The 15,867-nt window shown below is 67.0% G+C and carries 14 protein-coding genes, 1 tRNA gene and 1 other RNA gene; 6 read left to right on the top strand and 10 right to left on the bottom strand.

The features are described 5' to 3' along the window. Positions 1–68 precede the first annotated feature (68 nt). Both ACIG5A_RS14495 and ACIG5A_RS14500 read right to left on the bottom strand, forming a co-directional pair. Positions 69–707 (bottom strand): hypothetical protein, encoded by a 639-nt coding sequence (locus ACIG5A_RS14495; RefSeq protein WP_397240699.1) that lies wholly within the window; start codon positions 705–707, stop codon positions 69–71. A gap of 609 nt (positions 708–1,316) precedes the next feature. Beyond that, positions 1,317–1,404: transfer RNA gene (locus tag ACIG5A_RS14500), tRNA-Ser, on the bottom strand. Between the two features lie 106 nt (positions 1,405–1,510). On the opposite strand from ACIG5A_RS14500, the gene ffs reads away from it, so the two are divergent. Together ffs and ACIG5A_RS14510 are read left to right on the top strand one after the other, a co-directional pair. After that, an RNA gene (ffs, locus tag ACIG5A_RS14505) (signal recognition particle sRNA small type) lies at positions 1,511–1,605 on the top strand. 135 nt (positions 1,606–1,740) lie between these two features. Continuing rightward, positions 1,741–3,027 (top strand): aminotransferase class I/II-fold pyridoxal phosphate-dependent enzyme, encoded by a 1,287-nt coding sequence (locus tag ACIG5A_RS14510; RefSeq protein WP_397240700.1) that lies wholly within the window; start codon positions 1,741–1,743, stop codon positions 3,025–3,027. A 65-nt stretch (positions 3,028–3,092) separates the two neighbouring features. Here ACIG5A_RS14510 and ACIG5A_RS14515 read toward each other — a convergent pair whose 3' ends face one another. Next, on the bottom strand, positions 3,093–3,908 hold the full coding sequence (locus ACIG5A_RS14515) for a methyltransferase domain-containing protein (RefSeq protein ID WP_397240701.1): 816 nt from the start codon (positions 3,906–3,908) through the stop codon (positions 3,093–3,095). 175 nt (positions 3,909–4,083) lie between these two features. Here ACIG5A_RS14515 and ACIG5A_RS14520 point away from each other — a divergent pair, with 175 nt between their 5' ends. Continuing rightward, positions 4,084–4,671, top strand: a complete 588-nt coding sequence (locus tag ACIG5A_RS14520) for an HhH-GPD-type base excision DNA repair protein (RefSeq protein WP_397240702.1) — start codon at positions 4,084–4,086, stop codon at positions 4,669–4,671. Positions 4,672–4,777: 106 nt separating this feature from the next. Beyond that, complete coding sequence (locus tag ACIG5A_RS14525) at positions 4,778–5,491, top strand: hypothetical protein (protein ID WP_397240703.1); 714 nt, start codon at positions 4,778–4,780, stop codon at positions 5,489–5,491. A 121-nt stretch (positions 5,492–5,612) separates the two neighbouring features. Here ACIG5A_RS14525 and ACIG5A_RS14530 read toward each other — a convergent pair whose 3' ends face one another. The 4 genes from ACIG5A_RS14530 to ACIG5A_RS14545 form a co-directional block, all read right to left on the bottom strand. After that, entirely contained in the window at positions 5,613–6,152 is a 540-nt protein-coding gene (locus ACIG5A_RS14530; RefSeq protein ID WP_397240704.1) for a hypothetical protein, read from the bottom strand. Next, positions 6,149–6,280, bottom strand: a complete 132-nt coding sequence (locus ACIG5A_RS14535) for a hypothetical protein (protein ID WP_397240705.1) — start codon at positions 6,278–6,280, stop codon at positions 6,149–6,151. The genes ACIG5A_RS14530 and ACIG5A_RS14535 overlap by 4 nt, the downstream gene beginning before the upstream one ends. A gap of 32 nt (positions 6,281–6,312) precedes the next feature. Then, positions 6,313–6,768, bottom strand: a complete 456-nt coding sequence (locus ACIG5A_RS14540; protein WP_397240706.1) for a hypothetical protein — start codon at positions 6,766–6,768, stop codon at positions 6,313–6,315. Between the two features lie 77 nt (positions 6,769–6,845). Continuing rightward, positions 6,846–8,645, bottom strand: coding sequence for a hypothetical protein (locus ACIG5A_RS14545; RefSeq protein ID WP_397240707.1), 1,800 nt, complete (start codon positions 8,643–8,645; stop codon positions 6,846–6,848). A 402-nt stretch (positions 8,646–9,047) separates the two neighbouring features. Here ACIG5A_RS14545 and ACIG5A_RS14550 point away from each other — a divergent pair, with 402 nt between their 5' ends. Further along, positions 9,048–10,316 (top strand): ROK family protein, encoded by a 1,269-nt coding sequence (locus ACIG5A_RS14550; protein ID WP_397240708.1) that lies wholly within the window; start codon positions 9,048–9,050, stop codon positions 10,314–10,316. Positions 10,317–10,405: 89 nt separating this feature from the next. Here the strand turns inward: ACIG5A_RS14550 and ACIG5A_RS14555 are convergent, their stop codons facing one another. Next, the gene (locus ACIG5A_RS14555; protein WP_397240709.1) at positions 10,406–12,019 is read right to left on the bottom strand and encodes a DUF2207 family protein; all 1,614 of its coding nucleotides are present in this window, start codon (positions 12,017–12,019) and stop codon (positions 10,406–10,408) included. A gap of 125 nt (positions 12,020–12,144) precedes the next feature. Here ACIG5A_RS14555 and ACIG5A_RS14560 point away from each other — a divergent pair, with 125 nt between their 5' ends. Next, on the top strand, positions 12,145–13,266 hold the full coding sequence (locus ACIG5A_RS14560) for a neutral zinc metallopeptidase (protein ID WP_397240710.1): 1,122 nt from the start codon (positions 12,145–12,147) through the stop codon (positions 13,264–13,266). A 62-nt stretch (positions 13,267–13,328) separates the two neighbouring features. Here ACIG5A_RS14560 and ACIG5A_RS14565 read toward each other — a convergent pair whose 3' ends face one another. Further along, positions 13,329–14,645 (bottom strand): ammonium transporter, encoded by a 1,317-nt coding sequence (locus ACIG5A_RS14565; RefSeq protein WP_397240711.1) that lies wholly within the window; start codon positions 14,643–14,645, stop codon positions 13,329–13,331. A gap of 108 nt (positions 14,646–14,753) precedes the next feature. Further along, positions 14,754–15,578 carry a hypothetical protein gene (locus ACIG5A_RS14570; protein WP_397240712.1) on the bottom strand — a complete coding sequence of 275 codons (825 nt, stop codon included), beginning with the start codon at positions 15,576–15,578 and terminating at the stop codon, positions 14,754–14,756. Positions 15,579–15,867: the final 289 nt, after the last annotated feature.

Raw genomic sequence — 15,867 nt, forward strand, 5'->3', positions numbered from 1 at the left:
AGTGTGGCTCCGTCATCGCGTCATGCCTTGCTGGGCACGACGAAAGAAAGCTGCGCGGAGAGTAGTGGTCACAGCAGTTGCTCATCGATCCAGCCCGCGTCGACAGATTCGTTGCTGTCGTACACCACAAACTCTCTTTCGATCGAGGCGATATCCAGTCCTGTCAAGTCTGCCAGCAAGGCGCGCAGACGGACGGTGGCGGTCAGGTCGCCGACACCGCGACAACGTTGGGTGACGAACCGTTCGAGACGGCTGTCCGGCCGGACGCGCCGCGTGTTAGCGGACAGGTGCGCTGCATGCGCTCGCGCCGCCGCTTCGATCGCCGTCGTGCCGGAATCGGGAGCCAGCAACAGTTTTACGTGATGCTCGAAATAGAAGTGCGCACCCAGCACTGCGGCTTGCTCGTCAGTGCTCGGCACACCCTCGGCCCAGGGGGTCGCCTCGATCTTGGTTCGCAGCACCGGGAATCCGTCGGCATCCAGTCGGGCGGCGATTTCGGCCACCTCGGTACGCACTCCTGCCAATGTTCCTGACCGGCGCACGGTCACCATAGGCTGCTGCGGCACTCGGCCGCGGGCGAGCACGATGTGGGCGAATTTCAGCTCCCGCTCGGCGGCGTAGGCTTCCAAGGCGAGCAGCCGATCCGTATCCGCGCGGACGGTGAGATGCGCTTCGAAGTCGCCCCGGAAAACCGCTGTCTGTGTCACCGCTCCAGCATGGCAAGCCGAACCACGCACTGTCGCGGGACTCCCGCCGCCATGGTGGCTTTGTCCCGCGCCCGATCAGCCCCGAAAAGGTGGCAGTGCCGCGCACTTCGGGTCGAGACGGATGGTCGGTGCGATGCGGGTAATCCACCGTCGCGGTTGACTTCGAATCCGCGATCCACGTCCACACATGGAACAGGTCAGAGGCGGCTTGAAAGTCGCCCCTGACCTGCTATTTTCGTGGAGGACTACGGGTTGTATCCCTTGATCTCCGCAGACGAACGCTGCGCTCAGTCAGCTCGCTGCAATTCAGATCATTTCGACTCATGGTCCTGTCGGCGACAGGACCACGCAATGCTATGTCCACGTGTTGGCGTGGTCAACGATCCGAGTCGGCAGACGTCAACGGCCCCATAGGGGAGATGATCCCCTATCCCGAGACTTGTTGACGCGGTCAACATGCCTTCTACCTGCGGAAACGGTGTACGTTGCTCCAAATGCGGTCTCCAACAAGCCCTTTGGTCGACAGTGCTGATCGGTAGCCAGCGAGAGGCAGCGTAGACGAAAAACGCCCCTGACCAGCCGTAATTGGTTGATCAGGGGCGTTTGCCGTGGCGGAGGATAGGGGATTTGAACCCCTGAGGGCGTTAACCCAACCCGCGTTCCAGGCGAGCGCCATAGGCCACTAGGCGAATCCTCCGTGAAGCAGCATACCGGTACACCACCGGTGGTCACCAAATGCCCCTGTCAATCGGCGTCGGGAGCACCCGTTTGCGGTGGATCGCCGGGTTGCGGCTACACTGGCCGACGGATCCAGCGCGGCGCGCATCCTGTGAACTCCCCCAGGGCCGGAAGGCAGCAAGGGTCAACGGGCTCTGCCGGGTGCGCTGGGTCCCCTAAATTTATTGCCCCCACTCGGAGGCAACACCCGGGTAACGTGAGCAGCGGTCCGGCGACTCGTCGCCACGGACGCAGGTCCGGCCCACAGTCGGCCCGGACACCCCCGCAACTTCGCTGCTTCGAAAGGCTGCTCAGGATGCCCCGGCAAACGCAGATCGGTTTGATGAGCCATGAGGAACTCGTGTCCGAACACGAGACCCAGTCCGCGAATTACGCGACGCTCAAGACCGAGAAGCTCACGCTGGATCTGACCAGGGGTAAACCCTCGCCGGAACAACTCGATCTGTCCGCGGCACTGCTCGCGCTGCCCGGCGACGGTGACTTCCGCGACAACGCGGGCACCGACCTACGCAACTACGGTGGCCTGCAAGGACTTCCGGAGCTGCGCGCGATCTTCGGTGAGCTGCTCGGCATTCCGGCGAGCAACCTGCTCGCGGGCAACAACTCGAGCCTCGAGATCATGCACGACACGATCATGTTCGCCACGCTGTTCGGTACCCCGGATTCCGAGCGCCGCTGGGCCGATCAACCGGTCAAGTGGCTGTGTCCGAGCCCGGGATACGACCGGCACTACACGATCACCGAGGCGCTCGGCTTCGAGATGATCCCGATCCCGATGCGCCACGACGGCCCGGATGTGCACGCCATCGCGGAGCTCGTCGCGGCAGATCCGGCCGTCAAGGGCATCTGGGCGGTGCCCGCCTACTCCAACCCGACCGGCATCAACTTCTCCGAAGAGGTTGTCCGCGAACTGGTTTCGATGCCCGCCGCGGCGCAGGACTTCCGGTTGTTCTGGGACAACGCGTACGCGGTGCATCCGCTGACCGATACCGCGACCCCGGTGATCGACGTGCTCGGCCTGGCCGCCGCGGCCGGAAACCCGAACCGGCCGTTGGTCTTCGCGTCCACCTCGAAGATCACCTTCGCCGGCGCGGGCGTCGCCTTCCTCGGCGGATCGACGGCGAACCTGGACTGGTACCTGAAGCACGCGGGCCGTAAAACCATCGGCCCCGACAAGATCAACCAGCTGCGGCACGTGCGGTTCTTCGGCAACGCTGAGGGCGTGCGCGCGCACATGCAGAAGCATCGCGCCATCCTCGAGCCCAAATTCGCGCTGGTGCTGCGCATTCTGGAGGACCGCCTCGGCGCATCGAAGGTGGCGTCCTGGACCGAACCCAAGGGCGGCTACTTCATCAGCCTCGACGTGCTCGAGGGCACGGCCAAGCGCGTGATCGAGCTGGCCAAGGACGCGGGCATCGCGCTCACCCCGGCCGGTTCGACCTTCCCGTACATGAAGGACGTGGAGGACAAGAACATTCGCCTCGCGCCGAGCTTCCCGAAGGAGGCCGAGCTGGAGAAGGCGATGGACGGCCTGGCCACCTGTGTGCTGCTGGCCGCCACCGAGAAGCTGCTCGCGAAGTAGCGCCGAATCCGAACGCACGACAACGGCGGGCCCTCGAGGAGGCGCCCGCCGTTCGTCGTCCTCGGTCAGTGTGGCTTGTGGGCGAGCACGGCGAACATCGTCACCGACAGATGGATATCGCCGCTGTCGGCGCCCTGCTCGAGATCGGCGATCAGCTGATCGCGCTGCGCCTCGGTGATCGCGCCGCGCGCCACCGCCATTGCCGAGATCTTGGTGACCAGCGAGCCGACGCCGACACTGCGATCCTGGATCAGCGCGTGCGAACCGACCTCATCGATCACCAGACCCGCCTTGGTGAGCAGGCCGGGCAGCATGCGGCCGGACAGCGGGTTGGTGGTCGCCGACACCAGCGTGTCGATGACCTCGCGCACCACCTGCCGGTCGCCGGGATGCACGATGGCCGTGCCCCAGTCGCTGTCCATCACCACGACCCGGCCACCCGGCCGCAGCACGCGGGCGATCTCGGCGGCGGCGCGGGCGGGTGCGGTCAGGTGCTGGAACACCCGCTCGCAGAGCGCCGCGTCGAAACTGTCGGCGCCGAACGGCAGCCCGTAGGCGTCGCCGGAGCGGAATTCGGCGCGCGAATCGGCTTGTGCGGCACGGCGTTCGGCGGAGTGGAGTAGGTGCGGGTCGGGTTCGACACCGATGGCGGTTCCGGTCGGGCCGACCGCGTCGGCGAAGGCCATGGCCTCCGTGCCGGTGCCGGACCCGATATCGACCGCGCGCTCGCCGGGTTGTAGGGCGAGCGCCTCGTGCGCCCAAGTCCGCAGCCGCCGGATTCCGGGCAGCGCGGCCTGTAGATCGCGTACGTCGACCAGCTGATCCTGGCCCGCACGGTCGAAGCGATCGGGACGCAACCCGTAAGTCGTCGTCTGAGGCATGGCGCAGAGCCTACGCGCGGGCGAGTCGCCACGCTCGGCAGGTCTGTGAGATGGGTCACGATCCGGTCATTTCGCCGATCCGAGTGGCCGTGAACACACGTCGGTATCGAGTGGGATGATCGGAGCGGCCGGATATCCGGCACCGGCTATCGATGCGACGGCGAAAGGAACGACGGTGAGCGTGAAACTGTGTCTCGCACAGGAACCGGAGGCGGACAAGCTCCTCTCGGAGGATCCTTTCGCATTGTTGACCGGCATGTTGCTGGACCAGCAATTCCCGCTCGAGCACGCCTTCCGCGGGCCGAAGAAGATCGCCGACCGGATGGACGGCTTCGATATCGACAAGATCGCGCGGGCGGATACCGAGGCGTTCGAGGAACTCTGCTCGACGCCGCCCGCGATTCACCGCTACGGCCGGTCGATGGCGCGGCGCACCCAAGAACTGGCGCAGTACGTGGTCGAGCACTACGACGGCAAGACCGAGGCGATCTGGACCGAGGGCGATCCGGACGGCAAAGAGGTACTGAAGCGGCTGAAGGCGTTGCCGGGATACGGCGACCAGAAGGCGCGAATCTTCCTCGCGCTGCTCGGCAAGCAGCTCGGTGTGCGGCCGAAGGGGTGGGAGAAGGCGGCGGGCGCGTATTCGGAGCAGGGGTCGCGCCGGTCCGCGGCCGACATCGTCGACGGTGAATCACTGCTCGAGGTACGGGCTTTCAAGAAGCAGATGAAAGCGGCGGCCAAGGAGGCGGCGGCGAAGAAATAGGGTTCGCCGCTATTGGAATCGTCCTGCATTTTTCTATCGATATCCGCTATCGATTGCTGGAGGCTTGCTCATCTAACGGCTCCACCTAGATGAGGGAACGCAGTACATGAAGATGAGGAAGCTCGCCGTCGTCGCGGCGCTGGTGACCATGGCGACCGGGGTCGCTGCGGGCACCTCCACCGCCGCGCCGCAGACCGAGGCCGACAACGGCGTCATCAATTTCACCGCCAGGGCCACCGACACCCAGTCGATCATCACCACCGACGCCGGATCGCTCGTGGTCGAGGACGGTGCACTGAAGATCAAGGCCGCCAACGGCACGGTGGTCGCGGGGACACCGCTGAAGTTCCGGGTCGACGAATTCGAATTCCCGATCGCCGCACAGATTTCCGACCGCACCGCCACGCTCACCCCGCAGGTCGACACCGCGCACGCGGTGTACAAGCCCGTCGCGCTGCCGTTCGAGGACAAGGCGCCGTGGAAGACCGAGTACGAGCGTGAGCAGGCGGCCTGGAGCCGCCTGACCAGCACGATCAGCGCGGGCGCGACGGTCGGCACGCTGGTCGGCGGCATCGGCGGCGGCGCCGTCGGCTGCGTGCTCGGCGGCATCGTCGGCGCCGGTGCGGCCGCCGCGTCGATCGTCGGCCTGTTCGGCCCCTTCGTGCCCGCGGCCGTGCTCGGCTGCTTGGGCGGTATCGCCGCCATCGGCGCGATCGGCGTGCTCGCCGGTCAGATCTTCATCACCGCCCCGGTCGCCATCGCCGCCGCGATCCAGTACTTCACCACGATCAACGCCCCGTTCGCCCCCGCGGGCAAGTAAGCACGCATCACCCGCGCGAAATCAGGCCCCGCCCAGCAACTCTCGTCTGGGCGGGGCCTGAGTGGTTCGCGCGTGCGCTGGTTTCGAGCGCGGTTAAGGCACTCGGCAGGTTCGGCACGAACTAGTACCAACCGCATCCGCCGATGTAAACCTCCAGCAGGATCTGCGTTCCAGAGCGCACCGCGTCGATCTGTTCCGGAGACAGCTTCAATCTCCCGGGGTCTGGATCCTTCAACGGATCCCGGGTGAACGACACTGCCGCGCTGCACAGCTCCGGGTCGACGGTCTTTCCCCGAGCGACAATTATGTGATTGGGCGGGTGTACGTCTTGCGGCGGATCCACGGCCCTCAACTGGATTCCGGGAACCGACACGTTCACGACCGGATCCGGTGCGGGCGCGGGGCCGATGAAGACGGCATGCGAGCCCGGTGCGGCGTTTCCGTTCACATCGTAGATCGCGGTCCGCGTGAATCCCGTAACGGTGGTTTTCTCCGCGACTTGCCGCGCTCCGGTCGAGTGGTGTAGCCGCCAGAAGTCCCATCCGTAGGTGTAGATCCTCATCCCGAGGATCACTACCGTCGCGATCACCACAAGCCCCAGCGGGACAGCGATATACGGCAGCGACCGCCGAAGCCACCCAGTCGGCGCGCCTGCGCTCACCGGAACGCTCCGCTGCCGACCAGGACCTCGTTCGCGATCCCGAGGGTGAGCTCGTTCGACAGATTCCGCGCGGTCGCCCGCGTTGCTGTGTCGCCGCTGCCGACCGGGACGATCCAGTACTTCACCATGATCAATCCCCTTCTGCAAGAAATGACAGCGGTTAGTACCAACCGCAGCCGCTGACGTAAACGCCCAGCAGGATCTGAGTTCCAGAGCGCACCGCGTCGATCTGTTCAGGCGACAGATTCAATCTTTTGGGAATCGGATCAGCTAGCGGATCCCGGATGAAGGACACCGACGCGTTGCACGGTTCCGGGTCGATGGTCCGACCGTGCGCCACGATCGTGTCGTTCGGCGGGTGCGAGGCTTGCGGCGGAACCACAGTCTGCAGCTGGATTCCGGGAATCGAGACAACCGCAACCGGATCCGGTGCGGGCGCGGGGCCGATGAAGATGGCCTTCGAGGCCGGGATGTTTCCGTTCGAGTTGTAGATCCCGGTCCGGGTGAATCCTGAGACGGTGGTTTTCTCTGCGACCTGCCGCGCCCCGGTCGGGTGATGCAGCTTCCAGAAGTCCCAGCCGTACGTGTAGATCCTGGATCCGACGATGAACACCACCGCGACCACCACAAGCCCCAGCGGGACAGCGAGATACGGTAGCGCTCGCCGAAACCATCCGGTCGGCGCGACAGCGTTCACCGGAATGCTCCACTGCCGACCAGGATCTCGTTCGCGATCCCAAGGGTGAGCTCGTTCGACGCCCGACCGTGTCCGAGCTCGTCGGAGCCCTTGGCCTGTCCTGGCAGTCCAGACGTGAAGGGCAATTCGCCCGCCACAACTTGCTGTGCGTGTCCGAAGGTTCCACCCGCGTTGTATGCGGCGCCGAGGAACTGATTTAGCGGCATAGTCTCCTTGAACGCGTCTGGCGCGGCCATCGCCGCATTGTCGTTGATCAATCGCAGGTTCCACGCGGTGACCTGCATTGCCAGGTCATCGTTCCCGGCCAGGTCGGTCCACTTCTTTCCGGAGAACTTGTCCGGGTAGGCGGCCACGACCTCGTTGAACGGATCCTTCTTCAAGTTCGTCAGACCGATCGAGTTGCCGGGGCCGTCGAAATTGAAAGCATACGGCCAATGCTTGGAAATGCCGCCCTTATCCAAGATGATCCGGCCTTCGTCGTACAGTGCGCCGGCCGCCGGACCATCCGGGTTGGGTTTGAAGGTCGCGGGGTTGGTGAGAGCGTCCCAGAGGTTCACGCCGTCCTTCGGGTAGCCGGTGCGCAGTGACGCGCCTTCCTGCAGTGCCATGGTGAGTACGAGCCGGGGATCGACGCCCGCCTCGTTGCCGTACTTCACCGCCATGATGGCCCATGACTTGACCAGTGGGCCGTATTTGTCCAGCTGGCTGAGGTCGAGCGCCGACAGTTTCGCCTGTGGTGTCTGCCAGGTCGAGATCGTGGCCAGGTCGCCGATGAGCGCTGTGTTGTCCGTTTGGTTCCCGCTGGCTACCAACCACGGCAGCCTTAGCAGTGCCTCGAGCTGCGGCACGTTGTCCAGCACCCCTGGGCCGAAGATGACGCCGCGGAACCCTTTCGCATCGGTGGCCTGGGTGAGGTAGTACCGCAGGTCGGTGCCGTTGTAGGCCGTGGTGAACGCGGTGTAGGCGTCACGGGTGTCGTCGCCGGTGAGTTCGGCGTTCACCGTGACGGTGACGCTGGTGTCGTCGGTCGACGTCGTCACCGCGCCCGGGTGGCGCGTGAACGCGCCCGGCGCCGCGTTCGAGAGGTTTGTTCGCGCGTCGAGCAGTTTGTCGTGGTAATCCTGGATCTCGGTGGCGAGAGTGTCCGCGCCGGTTCTGATCCCTTGCACGCCACCGCTCAGCGCGTTGATCGCCGCCTGGATATCGGGTACCTCGGGCGCCTGGACCCCGGCGAACGAGTCGTGCGCGGACTTCAGCGTGAACGGCGCCAGCATCAGTTCCGAGCTGTCGGCGAAGGCGCGCCAAGCCGTCGCTGCCGTGCTGAGCGCCGGTGCGCGGCCGTTCGGTGCGCCCTCCCAGGTGTCCGAGCTGCCGTTGCCGCGCATCACCAGCCCGGCGCCGTTGTCGCCCTTCGGGTCGGCCATGGCGGGAAAGCCGTTGTCGGCCATCGCGGTCGCCGCTCCGCGCGCCGGAATCGACGGCGCCGTACCCCGGTTCGGGTCGATATTGGCGTTGTACTCGGCCGCGTCCCAGTTGTACCCGGCGATGTTGAGGATGTCGGCGAAGTGCGCGAGCGCGCCCGAATAGGCCAGCACCGCCTTGCGCACGTCACCGGCGAGCTTGTGGCAGGCGGTGTTCCAGCTCGCGACGCCGGGAAAGTCGCCGCCCATGCCCGGATTGGTGGGCAAGCCAGGAAGCAGGGCGGTGACCGCGGTGTTGATCTCGGTGGTGAGGGTGACCAGCGTCTTGGCCGCCTTGTAGAAGACCTCGGGGTCGACGATCAGCGGCGGAGCCATCGCCGCCTGCTCGATTCGGTGCCGTACGCGTGCATCGATCCCCCCGGAGTTTCGCTGTACGGGCGAAGGTAGCTCACCGAAGACGAGGCGAGCAAGCATGCCGGGGGTCGAGTGACCGCGACCCCGCTGAACTGGGCAAATAGTGTGGGTGTTCGCACAGCGACGCACAGAAGCTTGGTGTGCCGCGTGATTCGATGTTAATTTCATTGTTATGTTCGACAGCCGCTCCTCCGCCCCGCGGGTCACCTATGTGACCGCCGCGCTGGGTCTGCGGCTCCCGCTCGCGCGGGTTCTGTGTTGTTCCTGCTGCCGCAGCTGAGTCCTTCGTTCCGGCTCGTTTGCTGCCTAGTCGCCGAACCGTAGGCACGTCCCGTCGACTCGGGACTTCAGCAAGGAAACAATATGTCCCTCCCTACCCTTGAACGACCCATTTCCAGGGTGGCCACCGGCCGCGCCCGTGTCGCGCGCCCCGTCGTCACCCCGGAGCTGCGTATCTCGGACAACCCGGCGGCGGCCGTGCTCCGTGCCGCGACCGGCGGACCGGTCTCGCGCGACAATGCCGCTCGCACAACGGGTTTGAGCATCGCGACGGTCAACCGCCAGGTTTCCGCACTGCTTGCCGCCGGGCTGCTGCGCGAGCGGCCCGACCTGACCGCCGCGGGTGCGGTCGGACGCCCGCGGGTGCCCTTCGAGATCGATCACGAGGCCTACCTGACCCTCGGCATCCACATCGGCGCGGCGGTCACCAAGATCGTCGCCGCCGATCTGCGCGGCCGGATCCTCGGCGGCCTCGCCATCGCGACGCCGCAGACCGGCCAGGAATTCGCGACGACCACCGTCGCCCGCAGCGCCCGCGCGTTCCTGCAGCGCTGGCATCGGCGCACCCCGCTGTGGGCGGGCATCGCGATCGGCGGCCGGGTCGACCCGCTCACCGGCGTCGTCGACCATCCGAAGCTCGGCTGGCAGGGCGCGCCGATCGGCACGGTGCTCGGCGATGTGCTCGAGTTACCGGTCTCGGTGGCGCCGCACGTCGAGGCGATGGCCGCCTCCGAACTGCTGCTGCCCACCGGCGAACCGCGCGACCAGGGCCACGAGCGCGGTAGCAGCCTGTACTTCTACGCGCGCGAAACCGCCGGTATCTCCGTGACATTGGATGGCCGCGTGCACACCCCGAGCAACGGCCCCGGCTCCATCGCCCACCTACCCACCGGCTCCGACGTCGAATGCACCTGCGGCAGGCGCGGCTGCTTGGAGGTCACCGTCGGCGATCGTTCGCTGCACGCGCGGGCCGTCGGGCGCGGAATTATCCCGGCGCACAACGGAACCGCGGGCTCGACCATCGCCGACGTGTACCGGGCCGCCGAAGCGGGCTCGGAGGGTGCGCGCGAACTGCTCGCCGAGCGGGCAACCATCCTCGGCCACACCGTGGCCATGGTCCGCGACATGCTGAACCCGGACCGCGTCATCCTCGGCGGTCAGGCCTTCACCGGCTACCGCCCCGCCGTCGGCCACGTCGCCCGCGCCTTCAACCAGGGCTCCGCCCTCCCGCCCACCGACATCCGCATCAGCGGCTTCGGCGGCAAGGTCCAGGAGTTCGCCGCCGTCGTAACCTCCCTCAGCAACATCTACGCCGACCCCCTCTCCGCCATCCGCCGCCTCGGCCTCGACTGACCCCACCGCCATACCGCCGCACACTGAGCTCACCGCCGCGCACGATTTGGGACGGAATTTCGTGCGCGGCGGCTTATTCGGTGCGCGGGCTACTTGGCGAAGAGGCTTTCCAGGGCGGTGATGAAGTAGGGGAAGTGGGCGGCGAAGCGGTGCAGGTTGGGGTCGCGGTCGAAACCGCCGAACCAGTAGAGGCCCGGCTGGTTGTCGGAGGACGGGTTCATCTCGCGGAAAACGCGGATCCAGTTGTCGGCGCGGCCGCCGAGCAGGGTGAACGGGAGCGCCCTGGAGAAGACGAGTTCCTGGTCCATGGGTGGGATCTGTTCGCGCTGAACGGCTTCCAGGCCGCGCTGGAGCGCGCGGATCTCGCCGGTGAGTTCGCGGCCGAGCGCGGTGCGGGCGGGCAGGTAGCGGGTGAGCAGCGCGGTCGCCACACCCGCCAGCGCGATGGCGACGCCGACCAGCGCGTGGCCTGAGGTGAACGCCAGGCCCGCGGTCACGCCGACACCGGCCGCGATCAACGTGCAGCCCAACCAGATCAGCAGTCCCGGCTTGCGCCGATTGATCATGGTGCCGCGCGTGACGGCGTCGGCGAGCAGCGCGGCGCGCACCGGCTCGGCCGGAATCCGGTCCGGCGCACGGAGTTCGGTGAGCGTCACCGAGTCGGTGCCGTCCGGCAGCAGCGCGCGGTAGACGGCCTTCTCGTAATCGCGCAGCTGATCGTCGATTTCGTTGACCCGGCTGATCCGCCAGTCCGAATCGCTGATCGGCGACACCCACAGGTAGCGGCGCACCGCCAGATCGATCACCGTCGCGGCGATGTCTACCGGATCGACATGATCGTCGAGCAGCAGCCCGGCCTCGCCGGGCAGTATGCCGTCGGGTGAGGCGAACTGCACCCGGTCCGCGTCGCGCTGCAGCGGGTCGATCGTCTCGGATCCCGCTGTAGCGGAGGCATTCTGGCGCCGCGCGTACAGCGCGAAGGCGACCAGCCCGGCCAGCGCGAGCAGCAGCACGCCGAAGGCGACCAGCACCGGCGCGGTGATCGAGAACGGTCCGCTGTCGCTGGTATCGCGAATATCGGCGTTGGCGGGCACGGTGCCCGGCGGCAGCTGGAGCGTGAGGTCGATGGCGTCGCCGCGATGCAGATCGGTCTGATCCAGGTACAGCACCCCGTCGACCTCGGTGTGCACATTCGCGCAAGGCCTGGCGTTGCCGACCGGGCCGAGCTTGCAATCCACAATGGCCACTTGATAACTCGGGCTGATCACGGTCGCGTTGATCGACGCGATATCGGCGTTGAGCACCCCGAGGTAGTGGAACAGCTGACTGCCCGGCGCGTCGCTGACGGTGTTGTGCACCGAGTAGGTGAAGCTCGACTCGCCCGGCATCGCCTCGATGGTGAACTGATCGGCGGCGACATTCGCGGTGCCCGCGCCCTTGGTGTCCACATCGGTGACCTTGAAGACCCGTTCGATGTTGTCGCCCATGGTCACTCGCAGCGGCACCGACATGCGGAAGTTGCCGTCCGGCGGCACCGTGATCTTCTCGGCGACCTCGAGTACGCCGTTGCGGTCGAGCTTCAGATCGGCGGTGATGGTGACACCGGAGGGGGCGGGCTGCGCATCGGCGACCGGTCCGGCCCCGACCAGACCCGCGGTGGCGAGGACCAGCGCTGCCGCGGCGCCACCCCGAAAAGTCAGCATGGCTGCCTACTCTAGACAGCTTGCTATTCTGCGTCAGCAGCACGGAGCGAGCGATGGGTCCGAGACAGCTCCGCGAACCAATGCTGTACGCGATCGGCTTAGGAGAGACGAGGGGGTACGGCGGCGTGACGCAACCACCGTACGGACACCGGCCGGTTCCGCCCGGCGGGCGCCCGAATCCACCCGGTCCGCCCTACGGACCGCCGCAGGGACAGCGGCCGCCGCCTGGGTACGGCCCACCACCCGGCTATGGCCCACCGGGTTACGGTGTGCCGCCGGGGCATCCGGCCTACGGTCAGCCCGGCCCGCCGCCCGGCTACCGGCAGCCGCCACCGATTCCGTACGGTCCGCCCGGCCGCCCGCGGCATGAGCAGCCGCGCAAATCCAAGCGCGGCGGTGCCTGGGTGGCGCTGCTGCTCGTCGTCGTGTTCCTGGTGGCGGGTGCGCTGGTGCGCAACGCGGTGGCGACCGGCAAGCTCGGTTCGTCGGGATCGTCACCGAGTGTCGGGCCGATGCCGGACCGCGCGACGGGCCCTTCTGCGACGGGTTCCAATCCGCTGCTCACCGATCCGGACGCCACCCTGCTTCCGGCGAAGTGCGCGTATTCGCCGTGGGGCACCCAGGTGGACACCGCGCGCCGGTTCTTCGAGACCGCGGCGCAATGCCTGGAGACGGCGTGGAAACCGGTGCTGCAGCAGGCGAATCTGCCGTTCTCCACGCCCGTGTTGAGCGTCAGCGCGTCCACCGCGGGCATCACCACCCCGTGCACCGGCTCCAGCAGTAATTTCGCCGCCTTCTACTGCCCATCGAACAAGACCATCTACCTGCCGATCAGTCAGTTGCAGACCGATCTGTTCCAGAACAACTGGGTGGTCTACCTTTCGGTGTTCGCGCACGAGTACGGCCATCACGTGCAGGCGGTCGCGGGCATCCTGCGCAAGGCCAACAGCGATCGGGTCGACGTCGGCGTCCGCAGCGAACGCGGCCTGGAGCTGTCGCGCCGAATCGAGCTGCAGGCCAACTGTTTCGACGGCATGTACCTGTCCTCGTCGTCGAGCGGCGGCTCGCTGTCCAACTCGCAGCTGGGTGTCGCACGTCGCGACGCGCACGCCCGCGGCGACCAGCCGGGCGATATGCGCGATCACGGCAGCTCGCAGCACGGCGGCCAGTGGTTCGAGATCGGACTGGACAAAAACCGTGCGGCGCAATGCAATACGTTCACCGCGCCGCCTGGCTCGGTGAGCTGAGCCGGCGGATGCACGACGAAAGGCCCTGACCAGCACGACTGGTCAGGGCCTTTCTCGATGGTTCAGCGGTCGGCGTCGTTGTCGCCCGGTGCGCCGTGCCCGTGCCCGAACAGTCCGCCGCCGAAGTGGCCGCGCGGCGAATGTCCGTGCACCCCTTCGGCGTAGGCGGTTTCGGCGTGCAGTGCGAAGTCGATGCCCGAGGTCTCGTCTTCCTTGCTGACGCGGAAGCCGATGGTCCTGTCGATGATCTTGCCGAGCGCGAAGGTGACGCCGAAGGCGAAGGCCGCGACCACGAGTACGCCGACCAGCTGCTTACCGAGCTGCGCCAGCCCGCCGCCGTACAGCAGGCCCTCGACCCCGCCGGTCATCACCTGGTTGGCCAGCAGGCCGATCAGCAGGGTGCCGACCACGCCGCCGACGAAGTGCACGCCGACCACGTCGAGCGAATCGTCGTAGCCCGCCTTGAACTTCCAGCCCACCGCGAACGAGCACACCACACCGGCCACCAGGCCGACGATCAGCGCGCCGAGGGTATTCACCGAGCCGCACGACGGCGTGATCGCCACCAGACCGGCCACCACACCCGAGGCCGCGCCGAACGTGGTCGGGCGCCCGTCACGGATCTGCTCGACCGCGAGCCAGCCGAGCATGCCGAGGCAGCCCGCGACCAGCGTGTTCAAGAACACCGCCGCGGCAACACCATTGGCGGCCAGCGCCGAGCCCGCGTTGAAACCGAACCAGCCGAACCACAGCAGGCCCGCGCCGAGCAGCACGAACGGCAGGTTGTGCGGGCGCATCGCGTCGACCTTGAAACCGATGCGCGGGCCGAGCACGATGGCGAGCGCCAGCGCCGAAGCGCCGGAAGCGATCTCGACCACCAGGCCGCCCGCGTAATCGAGCGCGCCGAACTTCGCCAGCCAGCCGTCGGTGCTCCACACCCAGTGCGCGATCGGCGCGTACACCACGAGCGCCCACAGCGGCACGAAGACGATCCAGCCGGTGAATTTCGCGCGGTCCGCGATGGCGCCGCTGACCAGCGCCGCGGTCAGGATGGCGAAGGTCAGCTGGAAGGTGGCGAACAGCAGCTCGGGCACCTGGCCGTGCATGGTGTTCGGGTCGATGCCCGCCATGCCGAAGTGGCCGAGGTCGCCGATCAGGCCGCCGCCCGCGTCGTCGCCGAAGGCGAGGCTGTAGCCGGCGAGCAGCCAGACCACGGTCACCAGCGGGATCGCGATGAAGTTCATCATCAGCATGTTGAGTACGCCGGTCGAGCGCACCATCCCGCCGTAGAAGATGGCCAGGGCCGGTGTCATCAGCAGCACCAGGGCAGTGCTGATGAGCAGCCAGGCGGTGGCCGCGGGATCGAGTGTTGAGGACACGGTTACTCCTTCCACGCATGATGCGTTGCGAAGAAATTACCGAACCCTCACAGGAGGCATCTGCGCTGGTCCGACCTGGTTACTTGCCGTTAACACGGTTACATGGAATTAACGTCGGGCCAGTTTCGCGAGTGCGCGCGCACCACGTTTTCCCGGGATCGGCAGCTCGTCTTCGACCGCCATCCACTCGGCCGTGGTGAGCCACAGCTGCTGGGCGCGCGCGTCGGCGGTGTCGTGGAACACCCGGCGGCCGCGGTCGTCGCGCAGCTCGTGCGCGAGCGCCGCCCAGCGCGGCGGGCGGCCGTGCTCGGTGCGGTAGTCGTCGAGGAAGCCGGCGACCAGGGTGCCGATGGTGTTGATCGGGCGCAGCGAGACCCGGTTGCCGTATTTGGCGGCGTGGAAACGCCGTGCGGCGCACAGTGATCCGGGCGCGGCGTTGGAGGCGATCCAGCCGGCCCGCTGGGCCCGCTCGATCAGCCACAGGTGTTTGACCGCGGTCGGCGCGATCTCGCCGATGCGGGTGCGGATCAGCTCGACGATCTCGGGGGAGCCGAGCACATCGCGCCGGGTGGGGCCGATGCCGTGCGCGGTCCAGTGGTCGTTGGCCAGCCTGGCGAGTACGCGGCCGAATTCGTCGATGCTGCGCTGGGCCCGCTTGCCGAGGCGTTCGATGCGCTCGGCCTCGCGGCGCATCTCGTTCTGCGCGGTGAGCGTACGGATGGCGGCCATGGTCGGCACCTGGCCGCGTTCGAGGAGTTCGAGAATGGCTGCGGCGGTGGACGGATCAGCGGCGGCGGCGACCGGCAGCGAATCGCGCTTGATCGCGAAGTCCTGCGGGCTGATTGCGCGGCTCAGTAGGTCGACGGCGGCGTTGTCGCCCGCGAAATCGGTACTGGAGAGCCAGGCTGCGGCGATGTCGTCACGCGACGGCACGGTCGAACGTTCCTCCGGTGTGGAAGCGGGAGAGAACGGCGGATCCGCCGGAAGAGCTCCCCCTGCGAACTGTGGTCTGTGTGAGAGCTGGGTTTGTGCGAGAGCCAGGTTGTGCCCCGGTCGGGATGAGGGACCGGCCGGGGTCACCAACCTGATGAAGGTTTGGCTACCGAAGTTGCCGAGTGCCACGTTAGCCAGCCGATTGCGTCGGTGCCAGCCGCATTGACGCATTCGTTATCTCCACAAATTGCAGGAAAACCGGGGTGTGAGTACGAATATTCATGATCAA

The sequence above is a fragment of the Nocardia sp. NPDC052566 genome, assembly GCF_044547285.1.
GTDB lineage: Bacteria > Actinomycetota > Actinomycetes > Mycobacteriales > Mycobacteriaceae > Nocardia.